The sequence below is a fragment of the Pseudomonas putida genome, from assembly GCF_009883635.2.
Classification (GTDB): domain Bacteria; phylum Pseudomonadota; class Gammaproteobacteria; order Pseudomonadales; family Pseudomonadaceae; genus Aquipseudomonas; species Aquipseudomonas putida_W.
In genome coordinates this window covers 5,965,161-5,981,752 of sequence record NZ_CP026115.2, presented here as the reverse complement: position 1 = coordinate 5,981,752, position 16,592 = coordinate 5,965,161, and the positions used below count along the sequence as shown (strand labels likewise).

The 16,592-nt window shown below is 64.1% G+C and carries 12 protein-coding genes and 1 riboswitch; of the genes, 5 read left to right on the top strand and 7 right to left on the bottom strand.

The window, feature by feature from the left end; translation table 11 throughout:
- Positions 1–116 precede the first annotated feature (116 nt).
- Positions 117–1,028: a LysR family transcriptional regulator gene (locus C2H86_RS27160; RefSeq protein WP_159410715.1), complete on the bottom strand. Its 912-nt coding sequence runs from the start codon at positions 1,026–1,028 to the stop codon at positions 117–119.
- A gap of 51 nt (positions 1,029–1,079) precedes the next feature.
- Positions 1,080–2,123 carry a type 2 isopentenyl-diphosphate Delta-isomerase gene (gene fni, locus C2H86_RS27155; protein WP_159410714.1) on the bottom strand — a complete coding sequence of 348 codons (1,044 nt, stop codon included), beginning with the start codon at positions 2,121–2,123 and terminating at the stop codon, positions 1,080–1,082.
- A 444-nt stretch (positions 2,124–2,567) separates the two neighbouring features.
- Positions 2,568–2,777: riboswitch (cobalamin riboswitch) on the top strand.
- A gap of 100 nt (positions 2,778–2,877) precedes the next feature.
- On the opposite strand from fni, the gene cobW reads away from it, so the two are divergent.
- From cobW to C2H86_RS27135, 4 genes are read left to right on the top strand one after another with little or no spacing between them, the layout of a single operon-like run.
- Positions 2,878–3,945, top strand: a complete 1,068-nt coding sequence (gene cobW / locus C2H86_RS27150; protein WP_159410713.1) for a cobalamin biosynthesis protein CobW — start codon at positions 2,878–2,880, stop codon at positions 3,943–3,945.
- A gap of 3 nt (positions 3,946–3,948) precedes the next feature.
- A complete protein-coding gene (gene cobN / locus C2H86_RS27145) occupies positions 3,949–7,710 on the top strand; it encodes a cobaltochelatase subunit CobN (protein WP_159410712.1) in 3,762 nt (1,253 codons plus the stop codon).
- 1 nt (position 7,711) lies between these two features.
- Positions 7,712–8,713 (top strand): ATP-binding protein, encoded by a 1,002-nt coding sequence (locus tag C2H86_RS27140; RefSeq protein ID WP_159410711.1) that lies wholly within the window; start codon positions 7,712–7,714, stop codon positions 8,711–8,713.
- A 35-nt stretch (positions 8,714–8,748) separates the two neighbouring features.
- Entirely contained in the window at positions 8,749–9,381 is a 633-nt protein-coding gene (locus C2H86_RS27135; RefSeq protein WP_159410710.1) for a vWA domain-containing protein, read from the top strand.
- Positions 9,382–9,494: 113 nt separating this feature from the next.
- Here C2H86_RS27135 and C2H86_RS27130 read toward each other — a convergent pair whose 3' ends face one another.
- Positions 9,495–9,761, bottom strand: coding sequence for a hypothetical protein (locus tag C2H86_RS27130; RefSeq protein ID WP_027919312.1), 267 nt, complete (start codon positions 9,759–9,761; stop codon positions 9,495–9,497).
- A gap of 344 nt (positions 9,762–10,105) precedes the next feature.
- Here C2H86_RS27130 and C2H86_RS27125 point away from each other — a divergent pair, with 344 nt between their 5' ends.
- Positions 10,106–11,431 (top strand): sigma-54 dependent transcriptional regulator, encoded by a 1,326-nt coding sequence (locus C2H86_RS27125; RefSeq protein WP_159410709.1) that lies wholly within the window; start codon positions 10,106–10,108, stop codon positions 11,429–11,431.
- Here the strand turns inward: C2H86_RS27125 and C2H86_RS27120 are convergent, their stop codons facing one another.
- The 4 genes from C2H86_RS27120 to C2H86_RS27105 form a co-directional block, all read right to left on the bottom strand.
- Positions 11,432–13,654 (bottom strand): LTA synthase family protein, encoded by a 2,223-nt coding sequence (locus C2H86_RS27120; protein WP_159410708.1) that lies wholly within the window; start codon positions 13,652–13,654, stop codon positions 11,432–11,434.
- 100 nt (positions 13,655–13,754) lie between these two features.
- Positions 13,755–15,035, bottom strand: coding sequence for a hypothetical protein (locus tag C2H86_RS27115; RefSeq protein WP_159410707.1), 1,281 nt, complete (start codon positions 15,033–15,035; stop codon positions 13,755–13,757).
- Positions 15,036–15,082: 47 nt separating this feature from the next.
- Positions 15,083–15,829, bottom strand: coding sequence for a hypothetical protein (locus C2H86_RS27110; RefSeq protein ID WP_159410706.1), 747 nt, complete (start codon positions 15,827–15,829; stop codon positions 15,083–15,085).
- 46 nt (positions 15,830–15,875) lie between these two features.
- Positions 15,876–16,556, bottom strand: a complete 681-nt coding sequence (locus C2H86_RS27105; protein ID WP_159410705.1) for a C39 family peptidase — start codon at positions 16,554–16,556, stop codon at positions 15,876–15,878.
- Between the last annotated feature and the right edge of the window lie 36 nt (positions 16,557–16,592).

Genomic DNA, 16,592 nt, shown 5'->3' with positions numbered 1-16,592 from the left:
TAGAGGATAAGTGCTTTGAGGTCGTAAACCACCGTGAGTAATGCTCCAATACCAGGCAAGAGCATGTCTTCCCGCGAAGTATGCCGCCACTGGCAGAACTGACAGGTTGGGCAGTATCAGGCCTCGCGGCTGTACATCCGGCATTCAGCCAACAATGCCAGCAGATTCGGCTCCCGCTCCCGGGCCTTGAGAAACACCACGCCGATATGCTGCTGCAATCGATACCGCGCCTGCAGCGCAATCAGCTTCACGCGGTTCTCATAGACCGCTGCGATCCGCCCTGGCAGCAGGGCAAACCCCACCCCCGAACTGACCATGCTCAGCAGTGTAAAGATGTCGTTCACCTGCATCGCCACCTTCGGCTCGAATCCGGCCTGCTGGAACACCCGTGCGCCGTCACGGTGGGTGGCGAAGCCCTGGGTCAGGGTGATGAAGGTGGAGTCGGCGAGGTCTGCCAAGTCCACTTCCTGCTGCTCGGCGAACGGTGAATCGGTTGGCACGGCGAGGAAGATGTCGTCGGAGAACAGCGGCAGTTGCTCGCAGGCCGGGTCTGCCACGCTTTCGTCCAGCGACACCAGGATCGCTTCTAGCTCGTGGTTTTTCAGGCGTTGCAGCAGGTCTATGTTCGAGCCGAGTGTGAGGTCGATGTTCAGCTCGCTGCGCCGCAGCTTCAGGCCCATCACCAGCTTTGGCACGGTCTTCACGGTCAGCGAATACAGCGCGCCAAGGCGGAAGCGCTCGGCGTAGAAACCGGCGGCCTCGCGGGTCTGGCGCACCATCTGCTCGGCGTCCTGAATCAGTTGGCGGGCTTTCTTCTCCAGCACGTAGGCGCTTTCCAGCGGGATCAGCTGGCGGCCTTCGTGCTTGAACAGCGGGCAGCGCAGGGCGCTTTCCAGGGAGTGGATGGCGCGGTGCACGCTGACGGCGCTGGTGGACAGCTCGGCGGCGGCGCGGCCGAGGTTGCCGCTGCGCATGAAGGCGAGGAAGGTCTCGAGCTTTTTCAGGGTCAGTTCTTCGTCGATCAGCATGCACAGGGGCCCGCAGGAAGGGAGCCGCTGATCATGCCACAGCCGCATGCCTCATGGCGGTGTCAGGTTGCTTGCCAGCAAGCGTGCCCGGCGCAGTTGCGCAAGGTTGCGCGAGCCGGTGCAGAAGCAGGCGATGCGCAACTGGCGCAGGAGAACATCGAAATGCTCCACCACTGCCTGGGTGGAGATCATCGCTGCACTCAGTACATGGGCTGCCTGGCCCACCAGGTCGGCACCGAGGCGAATGGCCTTGGCGGCATCGACGCCGTTGGCCACGCCGCCGGAGGCGATCAGGCCGATTTCCGGCACGGCACGGCGTACCGCCAGCAGGCACTGGGCGGTCGGGATGCCCCAGTCGGCAAACGCCAGGGCGACCTCGCGCTCGGCGGCGTTGCCGGCGCGCTCGGCTTCTACGGCTGCCCAGCTGGTGCCGCCTGCACCGGCGACATCGACCATGGCTACACCTGCGTCACACAGCATGCGCGCCACGCTGGGTGAAATGCCTGCGCCGACTTCCTTGGCGATCACTGGCGTGGGCAGTTGGGAGGTCAGGGTTTCGATGCGTTCGAGTACGCCGCGCCAGTCACGGTCGCCTTCAGGCTGTACGGCTTCCTGCAGGGGGTTCAGGTGGATGATCAGGGCATTGGCCTGCAGGGTGTCGATTGCGCGGCGCGCCAGGTCCAGGCCGTCGGCCTCTCGCAACTGGGCGGCGCCGAGGTTGGCCAGTAGCGGCACATCCGGTGCCAGGCGGCGTAGCTCGCCGGTCAGGCCTTGGTCCTGGTTGCTGCGCAGGCTCACACGCTGCGAGCCGACGCCCATGGCGATGCCCAGTGCCTGGGCGGCTTCGGCGAGGTGCTGGTTGATGAAGCGTGCGCGTTCGGCGCCACCGGTCATGGAACTGATCAGCAGCGGGGCGCGTAGGGCACAGCCGAACAGCTCGGTGCTCAGGTCGACGTCGTCCAGGGCCATTTCGGGTAATGCGCAGTGCTCGAAGCGCAGCGCCGACCAGCCGGGGTCTACGGCGTGCGTGGGGGTGCCGGTCAGCACGATGTCCAGGTGATCGTCCTTGCGTTGGCTTAGCGGGGTTTTCTTCATGCCGGCTCCGTTTTGAAGGGGGCAGCAGGGATACAACATATATAGATAAGTTGAAAATTGGCACAGCATCAGGCATTGGCGTGTGCCGCTGGTTCCTTTCCATGGATGCTTGGTTTGTGATTGTGTGAGGGCTGGCAGGTGTTCGCCGGTAGTCTTGCAGTGCCTTTGAGATCGAGCGCCGCCCGCGCGGCGCATCGCGAGCTTCGCTCGCTCCTACGTTTGTTTTTGGCCAATAATGCCTGTGACACGCGCGCGACCGCCTTGTTTGTACGACGCGATATCGAGACATGCGCCAAGGGATTCGCGCGAAAATCCCACAGGTTAACTGGCCCGAAACAAACGTAGGAGCGAGCAAAGCTCGCGATGCGCCGCGCGGGCGGCGCGCGATCTGACAGGCGCTGCAAGGTTTTCGGCGGGCACCAGTTGACCCCCCGCCCACCCCCGCGTAGCCTTGCGACTTCGAGGTTCTTCGGCCCTGCCGAAGCTAAGACGGGAACGCGGTACAAGCCGCGGCTGCCCCCGCAACTGTAAGCACCGACAATGGATCGACACAGCCACTGCGCCGCGCGCGGGAAGGCGTCATCCCGCCAGTTTCTTGCTGCCAAGAGCTGGAGCGGTGCAAGCCAGGAGACCTGCCTCGAGCCGAATTCGACTTTCAACCGGGCGGGGTGATCCGGTGGCGAACAAGCCCGGCCGGCCTGGCCTGCGGCTTTCGTCCCGTGTGCCCGCGCCAACCTGCCAAGGGCAACGCGACATGAAAACACTGGCCAAGCTCCCCGTCACCATCGTTACCGGCTTCCTCGGCTCGGGCAAGACCACCTTGCTCCGCCACATGCTCGACAACGCCCAGGGCCGCCGCATCGCGGTCATCGTCAACGAATTCGGCGAGCTTGGCATCGACGGCGAAATCCTCAAGCAATGCAGCATCGGCTGCACCGAGGAAGAAGCCAGCGGCCGCGTCTATGAATTGGCCAACGGCTGCCTGTGCTGCACCGTGCAGGAAGAGTTCTTCCCGGTAATGCGCGAACTGGTCGCACGCCGCGGCGACCTCGATCACATCCTCATCGAAACCAGCGGCCTGGCATTGCCCAAGCCCCTGGTTCAAGCCTTCCAGTGGCCGGAAATCCGCAACGCCTGCACCGTTGACGCGGTGATCACCGTGGTCGACAGCCCGGCCGTGGCAGCCGGCACCTTCGCCGCCTACCCGGACCAGGTCGACGCCCAACGCAAGCTTGACCCCAACCTGGACCACGAATCGCCGCTGCACGAACTGTTCGCTGACCAGCTGGCCAGCGCCGACCTGGTGGTGCTGAACAAGGCCGACCTGATCGACGCCGAAGGCCTGGCCAAGGTCCGTGCCGAAGTGGCCGAGGAGCTGCCACCGGCGGTCAAGGTGATCGAAGCCAGCAGCGGCCGGCTGCCGCTGGAAGTACTGCTGGGCGTGGGCGCGGAGTCCGAGGCGCACATCGATGGCCGTCGTACTCACCACGATTCCCACCATGACGGCGATGATCACGACGATCACGACCACGACGCCTTCGACTCGATCTCCATCGACCTGCCCGAAGCCGACGAAAGCCTGCTGCTCGATGCCCTGACCCAGCTGGTGGTGGAGTTCGGCATCCTGCGCGCCAAGGGCTTCGCGGCCATCCCCGGCAAGCCGATGCGCCTGCTGGTGCAGGGCGTGGGTACCCGTTTCGACAAGCACTTCGACCGTGCCTGGCGCGCCGACGAGCCACGCATCACCCGTCTGGTGCTGATTGGCCAGGACCTCGACGCCACGCAACTGGAAGCGCGCCTGCGCCAGGCCCTGGGCGCCTGACCCATGCACCTGCTGCGGACCCAGCCCGGCGGCTTCGTGCCGGACGACAGCATCGCCGACCTCGGCCAGACACCCGCCGACCTGGTGATTCTCTGCAGCGGCGACTCGCACCTGGCATTGCTCGCCGAAACCGCCGAGCAACTGCCGGACGATTTCCCCAGCCTGCGCCTGGCCAACCCGATGCAAGTGCAGAACCATGCCTCGGTCGACCTGTATGTCGACGAGGTCCTGTGCCATGCCAAGGTGATCCTGGTGTCGCTGCACGGCGGTGTCGGTTACTGGCGCTATGGCGTCGAACAACTGGTCGAGCTGGCGGCACGGGGCGTGCAGCTGATTCTGGTCCCCGGCGATGACCGCCCGGACCCTGAGCTGACCGGTCTCGGGACAGTCACCGGCGAGCCGGCAGAGCGCCTCTGGCACTACCTGCGCCAGGGCGGCAAGAGCAACGCTGTCAACCTGTTCAAATGCCTGGCCAGCCAGTGGCTGGGGCGCGATTACCGTTGGGACGAACCGCAGCCTTTGCCGCGGACTTCGGTGTATCACCCGCGCAAACCCAGTGCGCTGCTAGAGGACTGGTACAGCCAGTGGAACCCCGAACACCCGGTGGCGCCATTGCTGTTCTATCGTTCCCACCTGCAGGCCGCCAACACCGCCTTCATCGACGTGTTCTGCGAGCGCTTGCAGGCCGCCGGCCTCAACCCGCTGCCCATCGCAGTGGCCAGCCTCAAGGAAAGCGCCTGCCTGGAGCAAGTCGAGGCCTGGCTGGACGAAGTGGGCGCAGAGGTGTTGATCAACACCACAGGGTTTGCCCTGTCCAGTCCGGAACGCCCCAACCTGCGTCCGTTCCGCCGTGACATCCCGGTGTTGCAGGCCATCTGCGCACAGGACAACCAACCCGGATGGGAGGCCAGCGAGCAGGGCCTCGGTGCCCGCGACCTGGCCATGCACATCGCCTTGCCGGAGCTGGACGGGCGAATCATCACCCGCCCGGTGAGTTTCAAGGACATGGCCTGGCGCAGCGAGCGCAGCCAGTCCGACGTGGTCTGCTACCGCGCGCACCCCGAGCGCATGGACTTCGTCGCCGAGCTGGCACGGCGCTGGGTCGAACTGGCGCGCCTGCCCAATGGGCAAAAGCGCGTGGCTCTGGTGCTGGCCAACTACCCGACCCGCGATGGCCGCATTGGCAATGGCGTCGGCCTGGACACCCCGGCTGCCGCACTGAACATCCTCAAGGCACTGCAGGCTGAGGGCTATCCGCTCGCGGAGCTGCCAGGCAGCGGCACACAACTGATTCACCAACTGCTCGGCGGCGTCACCAACGACCTCGAGCACCTCGACCAGCGCCCCTGCGCCCAGAGCCTGAGCCTGCCGGACTACCGGGCAGCGTTCGAGCGCCTGCCCGAGGCCAACCGCCAGGCCGTGCTGGAGCGGTGGGGGCCGCCCGAGCAGGACCCGATGTACCGCGCAGGCCGCCTGATGGTGGCCGGTTTGCGCTTTGGCCTGACCTTCGTTGGCATCCAGCCGGCGCGTGGCTACCAGGTCGACCCCAGCGCGGTGTACCACGACCCGGACCTGGTGCCGCCCCATGGTTACCTGGCGTTTCACTTCTGGCTGCGCCATGCCTTTGCTGCCGATGCCGTCATCCACGTCGGCAAGCACGGCAACCTGGAGTGGCTGCCCGGCAAGGGCGTCGGCCTGTCCGCACAATGCTGGCCGGACGCGCTGCTCGGCCCGCTGCCGAACATCTACCCGTTCATCGTCAACGACCCGGGCGAAGGCGCCCAGGCCAAGCGCCGGACTCAGGCGGTGATCATCGATCACCTGATGCCGCCGCTGACTCGCGCCGAAACCTATGGCCCCCTGCGCCACCTGGAGCAGCTGGCGGACGAATTCTACGAAGCCCAGCTGCTCGACCCGCGGCGCGCACGTGAGCTGCAGCGCGACATTCTGGAGCTGGTCAAGGCCAACCATATCGACCGTGAGTTGCAGCTGGAAGGCCAGCTGGACGATGCCGCCGTCTGGCTGCCGCGCCTGGACACTTACTTGTGCGACCTAAAAGAATCGCAGATTCGTGATGGCCTGCATGTGTTCGGCCAGTCGCCGCAGGCCCGCCTGCGCATCGATACCTTGCTGGCCTTACTGCGCGTGGAGCGTGGCGATGGCCGCGGTGGCAATGCCAGCTTGTTGCGGGCGCTGGCCAAGGCATTGGCGCTGGGCTTCGATCCCCTTGATTGCGACCTCGGTGAGGCCTGGTCAGGGCCACGGCCGGCGCTGCTGCAGGCCGTGAACGACGGCGCGTGGCGCACCTCTGGTGATACCCGCGAGCGCCTTGAGCTGCTTGCGTTGAGCATCATCGAGCAGGCACTGGAGGCGCATGCGCAACTGCCCGAGCAGCCCGAATGGCAACCGGTGCACGAGGTAATAACTGCCCTGCGCGAGCAGGTCGCACCGGACCTGGATGCGTGCGGTGCGGCAGAAATCAATGGGTTGCTTGCCGCGCTGGCCGGGCGTTTCGTACCGGCCGGCCCCAGCGGCGCACCCAGCCGCGGCCGCCTGGACGTATTGCCCACCGGCCGCAACTTCTACACCGTGGATGTGCGCAACCTGCCGACCACCACGGCCTGGCGCCTGGGGTTCGCCTCGGCCAACCTGATCCTCGAACGGCACCTGCAGGACCATGGCGACCATCTGCGCCAGCTGGGCCTGTCGGTGTGGGGCACGGCAACCATGCGCACCGGTGGCGACGACATCGCCCAGGCCATGGCGCTGATGGGCGTGCGCCCGGTGTGGGCCACCGGCAGCCAGCGGGTCGACGACTTCGAGATCCTGCCGCTGAGCCTGCTCGACCGCCCACGGGTGGACGTGACGCTGCGTGTTTCGGGCTTTTTCCGCGATGCCTTCGGCAACCTGATCCGCCTGTTCGATGCGGCGGTGCAGGCCGTGGCGGCACTGGACGAGCCGGACGACCTCAATCCCCTGGCCGCACGGGTGCGCAGCGAATGCGCCAGCCTGCAGGCGCAGGGCGTGGATGCCGAACAGGCGGCGCGCCAGGCGGGTTGGCGGGTGTTCGGGGCCAAACCTGGCGCCTACGGTGCCGGCGTGCAGAACGCCATCGATGGCCGCCTGTGGCACAGCCGAGACGACCTCGCCGAGGTGTACCTCAACCACGGCGGCTACGCCTACGGTGCCAGCGATGAGGGTACCCCGGCGCGCGCCCAGTTCGCCCGGCGCCTGGGCCAGGTGCAGGCGGTGTTGCAGAACCAGGACAACCACGAGCACGACCTGCTCGATTCCAACGATTACTATCAGTTCCAGGGCGGCATGCTGGCAGCATCGGAGACCCTGTCCGGTGGGGCGGTGGCCAGTTACCACGGCGACCACAGCCAGGTCGACCGGCCGCGGATCCGTACCTTGAAGGAAGAGCTCAACCGCGTAATACGTGCCCGTGCCCTGAACCCGAAATGGATCGACGGGGCGAAACGCCATGGCTACAAGGGTGCGTTCGAGCTGGCTGCGACCGTCGACAACCTGTTCGCCTTCGACGCCACCACGCACCTGATCGACGACCATCACTACCAGTCGCTGGCCGATGCCTACGTGCTCGACCCGGCGACCCGCGACTTCATGCGCGAGCACAACCCCGAGGCCCTGCGTGACCTCACCGAACGCCTGCTGGAAGCCCAGCAGCGCGGGCTCTGGGAAGCCCCCGGTGAGTACCGCGAGGCGCTTGAGGAGCAGTTGCTCGACGGCGAGGAACAGGCTTGAAATGAGTGAACCCGTACAATTTCCACTGGCAGCCGTGGTCGGTGCCGAGGACCTCAAACTGGCCCTGTGCCTGACCGCCATCGACCCGAAGATCGGTGGCGTGCTTATCGAAGGCCCACGCGGCATGGCCAAGAGTACCCTGGCTCGCGGCCTGGCCGACTTGCTGGGCGAGGGCCCGTTCGTGACCTTGCCGCTGGGGGCGAGTGAAGAGCGCTTGGTCGGCACGCTAGACCTGAATGCCGCGCTCGGCCAAGGCAAGGCGCAGTTTTCCCCTGGCGTGCTCGCCCACGCCGATGGCGGCGTGCTGTATGTCGATGAAGTCAATCTGCTGCCCGATACCTTGGTCGACCTGTTGCTGGATGTGGCCGCCAGTGGCACCAACCGCATCGAGCGTGACGGTATTTCCCATCGGCACAGTGCCCGTTTCGTCCTCATCGGCACCATGAACCCCGAGGAAGGCGAGTTGCGCCCGCAGCTGCTCGACCGCTTCGGCCTGAATGTGGCGCTCGATGGCCTGCCAGCCCCGGAGGCACGCCAGCAGATCATTCGCCGGCGGTTGGCCTTCGACAGCGACCCGCAGGCGTTCTGCGAGCAGTGGGCCAGCGCCCAGGCGCAACTGCGCGCGCGCTGCCAGGCGGCGCGCCAGAGGCTGGCGGCTATTGCCCTGGACGATCAGGCCCTGGCCTGGATCACCGAGCGTTGTTTCGCCGCCGGCGTCGATGGCCTGCGTGCCGACCTGGTCTGGCTGCGCGCGGCCCGCGCCCATTGCGCCTGGCGCGGTGGCCAGGCGATCGAGGAGGGTGATGTCGACGCCGTCGCCGAATTTGCCTTGCGCCATCGCCGGCGTACCGCGCCCGATGCGCCAGCCACTGCGCCACCCGGCGCAGCGGACGGCAGCGACCGGCAGGGCGAAGGCGGGCAGGGCGATTGGGGCGCGCTGCCCGCGCAGCCTGTCAGCAGCGGTGCAAGGCGAGAGGTGCCGAACTGGGCAAAAAAGCCCTGAGCATCCGCCAACCAGGTTTGAGGGTGGCGGATGCCATGCCCCGTGCCGGAAAACTGGCGGGTGCCAGCCGTGGCCGCGCCCGTGGGGCATCCTCTGGCCGGGTGGCCTGGCTGCCGACCTTGCTCAAGGGGCGCCCGAAGCTGCGCCAGGACCTTTGCTGGCAGCAGCGCCAGGCCCAGGCCAACGAACTATGGCTGGTGATCGTCGACGCCTCGGCTTCTACACGGCGTCATCAGGCCCTGGCGCAGTGCAAGGGCCTGCTGGCCGAATTGTTCGACCAGGCCTATCGGCAACGCGCCCGTCTTGCCCTGCTGACGGCCAGCGGTGGTGCACCGCAATGGCAGCGCCATGGCCTCAAGGCGTCGGCAAGCTTGCAGCCTTGGTTGCAGGCCCTGGGGGCTGGCGGCGGCACGCCTTTGATCGCAGCACTGGAGCAGGCACGGCGCTGGCTGCAGGCCCGGCAGAAAGCCCATCCCCATGAGTTGCAGCGCTGCCTGGTGTTCACCGATGGTCGCCTGCAGCGTTGGCAGGCCGTGCACCCCATGCCATGCGCCACCGTATTGGTGGACATGGAATTGGCGCCAGTTCGCCTGGGCCGGGCACAACAGTTGGCCACGGAACTACAGGCCGACTATCAGCATCTTGAGCAATTCAAGGTAATGGAGTGAGTTAGGCGAAAGGGATAGGCGCGACACTTTGTCGCAATAAGAAAGTTGCCTGGAGGGGGATGAAAAGTTGCTCAAGTGCGTGCCGGGCACGCACTTGCAGGGACGCAGCGATATTACTTCGGCATCGACCAGGGCTGCAGGTCATAACCTTTCTGGCACAGTTCGGCACGTACTTCCTCGATCAGGCTGGCCCATTGTGCAGGGTCCGAATAGATACGCGACGATACTTGTTTGCTGCCGATACGGGTGCTGGTCCGGTCGATCACCGCCAGGCTCAGCTCGCCGGTGCCGTTGGGCGCATCCCAGGCAACGCACTGGAAGGGTTCGAAGGCGTGGTCGGCAATCAGCAGTGCCTCGTTGACACGCAGCGGTGCATTCATGGTTCGGTCTCTCTATGGTCCCAAACATCGAAATTAGGTCCGCGTAACTGCTACGTCGCTTCAGGTGTTATCGCGATCCGCAGCGCGGGGTTACTCGTACTGATGCTCCAAGTTAGGGGTGGAGTCACACAGCGCGTGTAAATTTTTTGCGAGTTACAAATTTTTTTATTTCCCGGCGCCGCTGTGACGCCAATAAATATGAAAAATTCCCGAACGGTGCTGACCGTGCAGAATCCGGCAGACAGACGGTCGTGGGCGGCGTCAAGTTCGTTGCTACTGTTAATTCGGCGCCGCAACTTACTGTTTTCACATAAAAAACCAACAATTGGCGCCAAGGAACGGTCATGCACGAGACTGCCGCCCTGCGTCGCTTGCTCATCGTCGACCCCTGCGACGATTGTCACCGTCTGTTACCCGGCCTGGAGAGCGCCGGCTGGGAGGTTCACAGCTGTAGCCTGGACCAGGCTTTGGAGCACCGTTGTGATATTGGCCTGTTGCGCCTGCAGGCGTCGCACCTGCGCCATCCTGATGCGGTCAAGGACATGATCAAGCGCAGCAACACCGAGTGGATTGCCGTGCTCAACGCCGAGCAGTTGCGCATGCAGAATGTCGGTGATTTTGTCTGCGAGTGGTTTTTCGACTTTCACACCTTGCCGTTCGACTTCTCCCGCGTATTGGTGACGCTGGGGCGGGCGTTCGGCATGGCTCGCCTGCGTGGCAAGGGCGCGGTGAGGGTGGATGGGCTGGAACATGAGCTGCTCGGTGACAGCCGGCCGATCCTGGAATTGCGCAAATTGCTCGGCAAGCTGGCCCCTACGGAGTCCCCCGTGCTGATCCGCGGCGAGAGCGGCACCGGCAAGGAACTGGTGGCGCGCACGTTGCACCGCCAATCACAGCGTAGCGAAATGCCGTTCATCGCCATCAACTGTGGGGCCATACCTGAGAACCTGATCCAGTCCGAGTTGTTCGGGCATGAGAAAGGCGCCTTCACCGGCGCCCATCAGCGCAAGGTAGGGCGGATCGAGGCGGCCCATGGCGGCACCTTGTTCCTTGACGAAATTGGCGACCTGCCCCTGGAGTTGCAGGCCAATTTGCTGCGTTTCCTGCAGGAAAAGCACATCGAGCGGGTAGGGGGGAGCCAGCCGATACCGGTGGATGTGCGGGTACTGGCGGCCACCCATGTGGACCTGGAGAAGGCCATCGAGCATGGGCGTTTTCGCGAAGACTTGTACTACCGGCTCAACGTGCTGCAGGTGGTGACTGCACCGCTGCGCGACCGCCATGGCGACCTGTCGATGCTGGCCAACCACTTTTCGCACTTCTACAGCCTGGAAACAGGTCGCAGGCCGCGGTCATTCAGCGACCACGCGCTGGCGGCGATGGGGCGCCACAACTGGCCGGGCAATGTGCGCGAGTTGGCCAACCGGGTCAGGCGCGGGCTGGTGCTGGCCGAAGGGCGTCAGATCGAGGCCCAGGACCTTGGCCTGCAGGGACTGGAGCAGGAAGAGCAGCCCCTGGGCACGCTGGAAGATTACAAGCACCGGGCGGAGCGCCAGGCGCTGTGCGATGTGCTGGACCGGCACAGCAACAATATGAGCATTGCCGCGAAGGCGCTTGGGGTATCACGACCGACGTTCTACCGGCTGCTGCACAAGCACCAGATCCGTTGATCAGCTGGATTGGGCGATATGCCCGTCAGACAAGTCTTCCAGCGGCTCTTCTTCGCCCGGTAGCGCGGTGATCACGCTGAAGTCACTGACCTCGACCTCGCCGCCGCCATAACCGAGCAAGTGGAAGGAAAACGCCTTGCGCATAGTCGGGTTATCGAAGCCGAATTCCATTTCCAGCGGTTTGTCGGCCGTCACCCGGATCTCTTCGGGCAACCCCAGCGGTACATCCTGCTCCAGTTCCTTGGCCTTGAGCTGGATATAGGCGGCGTGTTGAGGGTCCAGCGAACGTACTTTGATCCGCACCCGGGTGTGCGAACCCTCGGGCATTTCCAGGTACTGTGCGCCGATCAGGTTGTCTGCCCAGTCGTCGCGAATGCGTGCCTGCAACTGGATGGCGGACGGGCCGCCGAACTGGTAGCGCAGGTTGAGTGGTGTTTGCAGCAGGGACTGGTCGAGCACCCCGGCCAGCGCGCCGATCTGTGCGCCGAGGGTACCGTCGCCGGGGCCGAGATAGCGGGCTTTGTCGGCGATGAACCCCGGGCTGTCGTAGCGGCGGCAGCGCTGCTGGAAGTCGCACTCGGTGAAGATGCCCTTGCCGTCGTGGTAGCGCAGCATGCCGTTGGTGTAGGAAATCATCTCCCGGCCGCTGTCGTAATCACGGTACAGCGAGCGCCCGCCAAGGGCGACCGGGATTGGCAGGGCAAAGTAGTCGAGCAGGGAGGTGGCCAAGTCGATGTGGCCGTAGGTCCCGTTCTTGATGCGCGGCAGTTCTGCCTGCTCGGGTGCCAGGGTCAGGTTGAAGCCCCAGGACGAGGCCAGGCGCACGCCGTCGATACCGTGGGATTCGTCCGAGGTGATCACCACCAGGGTGTCCTTGAGCACGCCCTGGCGATCGAGGTTGTCCAGGAAGGCGCCGATTGCATCATCGAGGTAGGCGACCGCCGCTTGCTTGGCGGTGTCGTAGCGCTGCAGGTATTCCTCGGGGGCGGAGTAGGGCTGGTGAGTGCCCACGGTGAGCAGGGTGAGCATCCAAGGGCGGTCCTGCTGGCGCAACTGGCCGACATAATCCAGGGCGCCTTCGAAGAAGGCCCGATCATCCTTGCCCCACGGGAATTCCAGGTAGTTGTTGTTGCTGAACCACTCCAGCCCGTGCACCGAGTCAAAGCCGATATGCGGCATGATCCGGTCCTTGGCCATGAAGCGCAGGCCGGCGCCTTGCAGGTAGTGCGTGGTGAACCCGGCCTGGCGCAGCTGCGCCGGCAGGCAGGCCTGGTTGCGCTGTTGCTGGGTGAGCAGTTCGACACCTTTCGGCGTGCCGTTGGCCAGCTTGTCGTAGTCGCCGCACAGCATCGCATACAGGCCGCGGATGGTCTGGTGGGTATGCAATACGTAGTCGGGGGTGTTCATGCCACGTTCGGCCCAGTGGCTGAGCTTGGGCATCAGGTCTTCGTCGAAACGGCTGTGCAGGGCCTGGCGGTTGGGGCGCACGTAGGCGCCCGGGATGCCTTCCAAAGTGATCAGCAGCAGGTTGCGGGCGCGACCCGGCGCAGTCAGCAGCGATTGCCCGCTCAGGTCATGCTGGGTCAGGCCTGCACTGGGTAGCGGCGTGACGATGGGCGTCTGACCGGCCCAGTGCTGGACCTTGCGCTGCAGGTCGCCGGTGGCGGCAGTCAGCAACTGATGGGGAAGGTTGTACTGGCGCCACTGGTCGGCGTCGCTGGGTGCCAGGTGCTGGCTGCCCCAGTGGGCCGCGAACAGCAGCGCCGGGACGGCCCAGGCCTTGCGCGGGAGTTTCTCACCAGATTGCCTGCGGCTGTGCCAGGCGCTCGCCAGCCAAGCCAGCAGGCCGCCCGCCAGCAATACGGGCAGCCAGGCATGGGCCAGGCCGCCGCCGGTGGAGTTTTCCATGAACTGCGGATCGAACAAATAGCCGAGGTCGGCGCTGTTAGGCAACCTGCCGACTGCACTGACCAATTCGGCCGAAGCTACCCAAAGCGCGGCCCAGGCCAGCAGAACCGGCAGCGCCAGCCACCACGCGCGGCGATGCAACACCAGCACCAGCAGGCTGCCCAGCGCCAGGTCCGACAGGTAGCCATACGGGCTGGACCAGCCCAGCAGGGCGCGCACGAGCAGTGGAATCACCAGCACCAGGGTTGCCAAGGCGAGAAGCCGGGTACGTGGTGGGCCTTGCAGGTTATTCACGAAAACTTTCCTTTTTGCCATGAAATCGTCACAAATATGTGCGCGATGATAACAGGCCGATCCCCGGAAAGCCGTTGACTACAAGGTTGGTAACCAATTGGGGCGCGATGCGCCCCGACGGTCAGAAGTAATACGGGAACTTCAGGCTGAAGGAAAAGTCCGGTGCATCATCTGTCAGGCCAATCGACAAGTTCGGTACGATCGTCAGGTTGTTGGTGGCGGCAAAGGTCAGGCCGACGTTGAAGTTGGCCGCGTTATAGTCACTGTTGGTGATCGACTGCCAATCACCCCCGTCGGGTTTGATCTTGCTCTTGCTGGAGAACTGGTCGGTCACCGAGAACGACATGCTCATCTTTTCGTTCAGGGCGAACGCGATACCGCCGCCGATCTGCCAGGAGTCACCCAGTTTCACGTCCCCTGGCACCTTGGTGTCGACCTGCGGGCTGATGTCGCTGAACGAGTCCTGCATGTTGTAGGTGTATTGCAGGCTGGCGAACAGCACGGCCGGGTCGAACGTCTTGACCAGCGAGATACCTGGCGAGATCGACCAGACACCATTGCCGGTCGGCAGGTCTTCCGGCACCGCCAGGTTGTCGTTGCCAGGGCTCTGGATCAGCTTGATGCCATACGGGTCCTTGCCTGTCGGTGCCTTCACACGTAGCGTGGCCACGGCATCGGGCCAGGTTTCGTCCTCGTCGAGGAATTTGTAGGCGATACCCACGTTGACGTCGCCGATGGCGGGGTCGCGGGTCACCGATTCGTCGTTGGTAGTGCCCGCAGCGCCACCTGCACCGCCCGACGAGTAGGTGGACTGACGATAGACGATGGGTACGTTGATATCGAACTGCCAGCGCTGATCGACGTTGTAGCGTGCCGTCAGGTCCAAGGTCCAGTTGTCGGCCTTGATGCGGTCGATGTTGATGTTGCCGAGGAAGATCGAGTCCAGCGCCAGGAAACCGTTGAGGGTCAGCGCACGGGTATCGTAGTGGGTGTAGGTCAGGCCGGTTTCGACACTGAATTTGCCGCCACCGAAGAAGCCGCTCGCTTCGTCGTACAGGTTTGACACGCTCTGCGCCGGCTCCGAGTTGTCCTGCAACGACTGCCCGTAGGAGCTGCCGCTGTTGCCTGGTGTGCCGGTGGCCACCGTCTGGCCACCTTTTACCCCCTCCGCGGGGGACTTGGTCAGGCGCTTCGGTGCTGGCTGAGCGGGGGCCTCTTCGACCTGCTTGAGCCGTTGTTCAAGCACCATCAGTGCGTTCTGTTGGGCTTCGTAGCGCTGTTTCAGCGCAATCAGTTCCTGTTTGAGTGCTTCGACCTGAGGGTCGGTTGCCGCTTGCAGCAGAGTGGCCGGGGCCAGTGTTGAAATACAAACGATAGCTCTGAACGTCGACAAACGGTGCATGGATTAGCCGTCCCTTCTGACTACATACGATGAGACATGAGCGTAGTTCAGTATCCGAGATTGCGAAGGCCTTTGAGCTGCTCAAGATTGGCCCCCATGGACCCGGCCATCGGCGCGCTGTCACGCAACACCACATTGAGCGAAGTCAGGTTGCTGACCCGGTTGCTCGAGCCGAGCAGGGTGGTGTTCTGCATCAGCCCACCTTCGCCCAGGCGCTGCAGGCTGCTGCCCTGGTTGCCGTTGGCAACGATGTTCATCTGCACGCCAGCGCTGCTGGACGACACGCTCATCGAGCCCGCGCCGTTGGACCCCACCAGGGTGGAGCCGGCCGCCAGGGCCTGGCCCTGTGGTTGGCTGGCAGGCGCTTCGTTGCCCTTGGTGACGTTGATGTCGACATTGTTGTGGGCCGTGTTGAAGTCACCGGCGGCGCGTACCACCTGGGTCACGCCCTCGGTGGTGTTGAGGCCGCTGCCGCCAGTGACGGTACCGGTACCGGTGCTGCTGGTTCGTGCGCTGCCAGTGCCTTTTTCATCGATCATCGAGACATAGAACTGCGGTTTGATGGTCGATTGCTGAACTTGCATCGTCGAGGTCGCACCGATCACTTCGCCATTGGCGTTCTGCCAGGTACTGCTCATGACGACACCGAAGCTGACGATTCGCCCAGGCATCACGTAGCGCCCGCGCAGGTTCGCCAGTTCCTGATCCTTCAGTTCGATCGGTTTCAATGTTTCTGCCTGGGTCGGCAGGCTGGCGGCCAGGCATATGACTGCCAGCCACAGGGAAGTCTTCATGGGGGTCTCCCGGAGCGTCTTTCCCTTCTTCATGAAAAGAAGGTCGTTAGAAGAAGTCGCTTTGAATGAAACCGAAGTCCATCAACTCTGCGTCCTGCACCGGCTGGAAGTTGCTGATGCGGTTCTTGGCGCTCAGCGGCAGCGGTGGGTCGAGGAGGACATTGTTCTTGTCATAGCCCTGGCCGATGACAGCGAAGATGATGCCGTTCCAGCCTTTGACGAAATCATCGAGCTTGAAGCGTTTGTGGCCGAGCACCGGGTCGCCGATGTACACCCAGCCTCTGTCGACCTTCTGCATCACCACGAAATGCTTGTAGCCACGGATATCCAACAGCACGACCACTGGAATGCGGATGCTGTGCAGGGTGTCGGGGGCTACTTTGTAGCCGCGTGCACGCATGCCCAGGCTTTCCACATACTTTTTCATGTCGAGCATGGAAAACCCTTGGGTACGAACCAGGTCTTCGTTGGCGTGGGCGAGCATGCCCTCGATCACCTGGTGTTCATCCACATCCAGCCAGTAGGCCTGGCGCAGGATGGTCGCCAGCGACGCTGCACCGCAGCTGAAATCGGTCTTCTGTTGCACCAGGTCGGCGAACTTGCGTTCGCGAATGCTCTGGATCGGTTTGTAGATCACTGCACCACCCGGCAGCACGGACAACGGCATCTGCGAGGCTTCGCCGACACTGGCGATGCACAACAGAATTGCCAAGGCGATAATGCGCATGTTCGACGCCCCCTGCCATGTTCTTGTTAGAAAGAG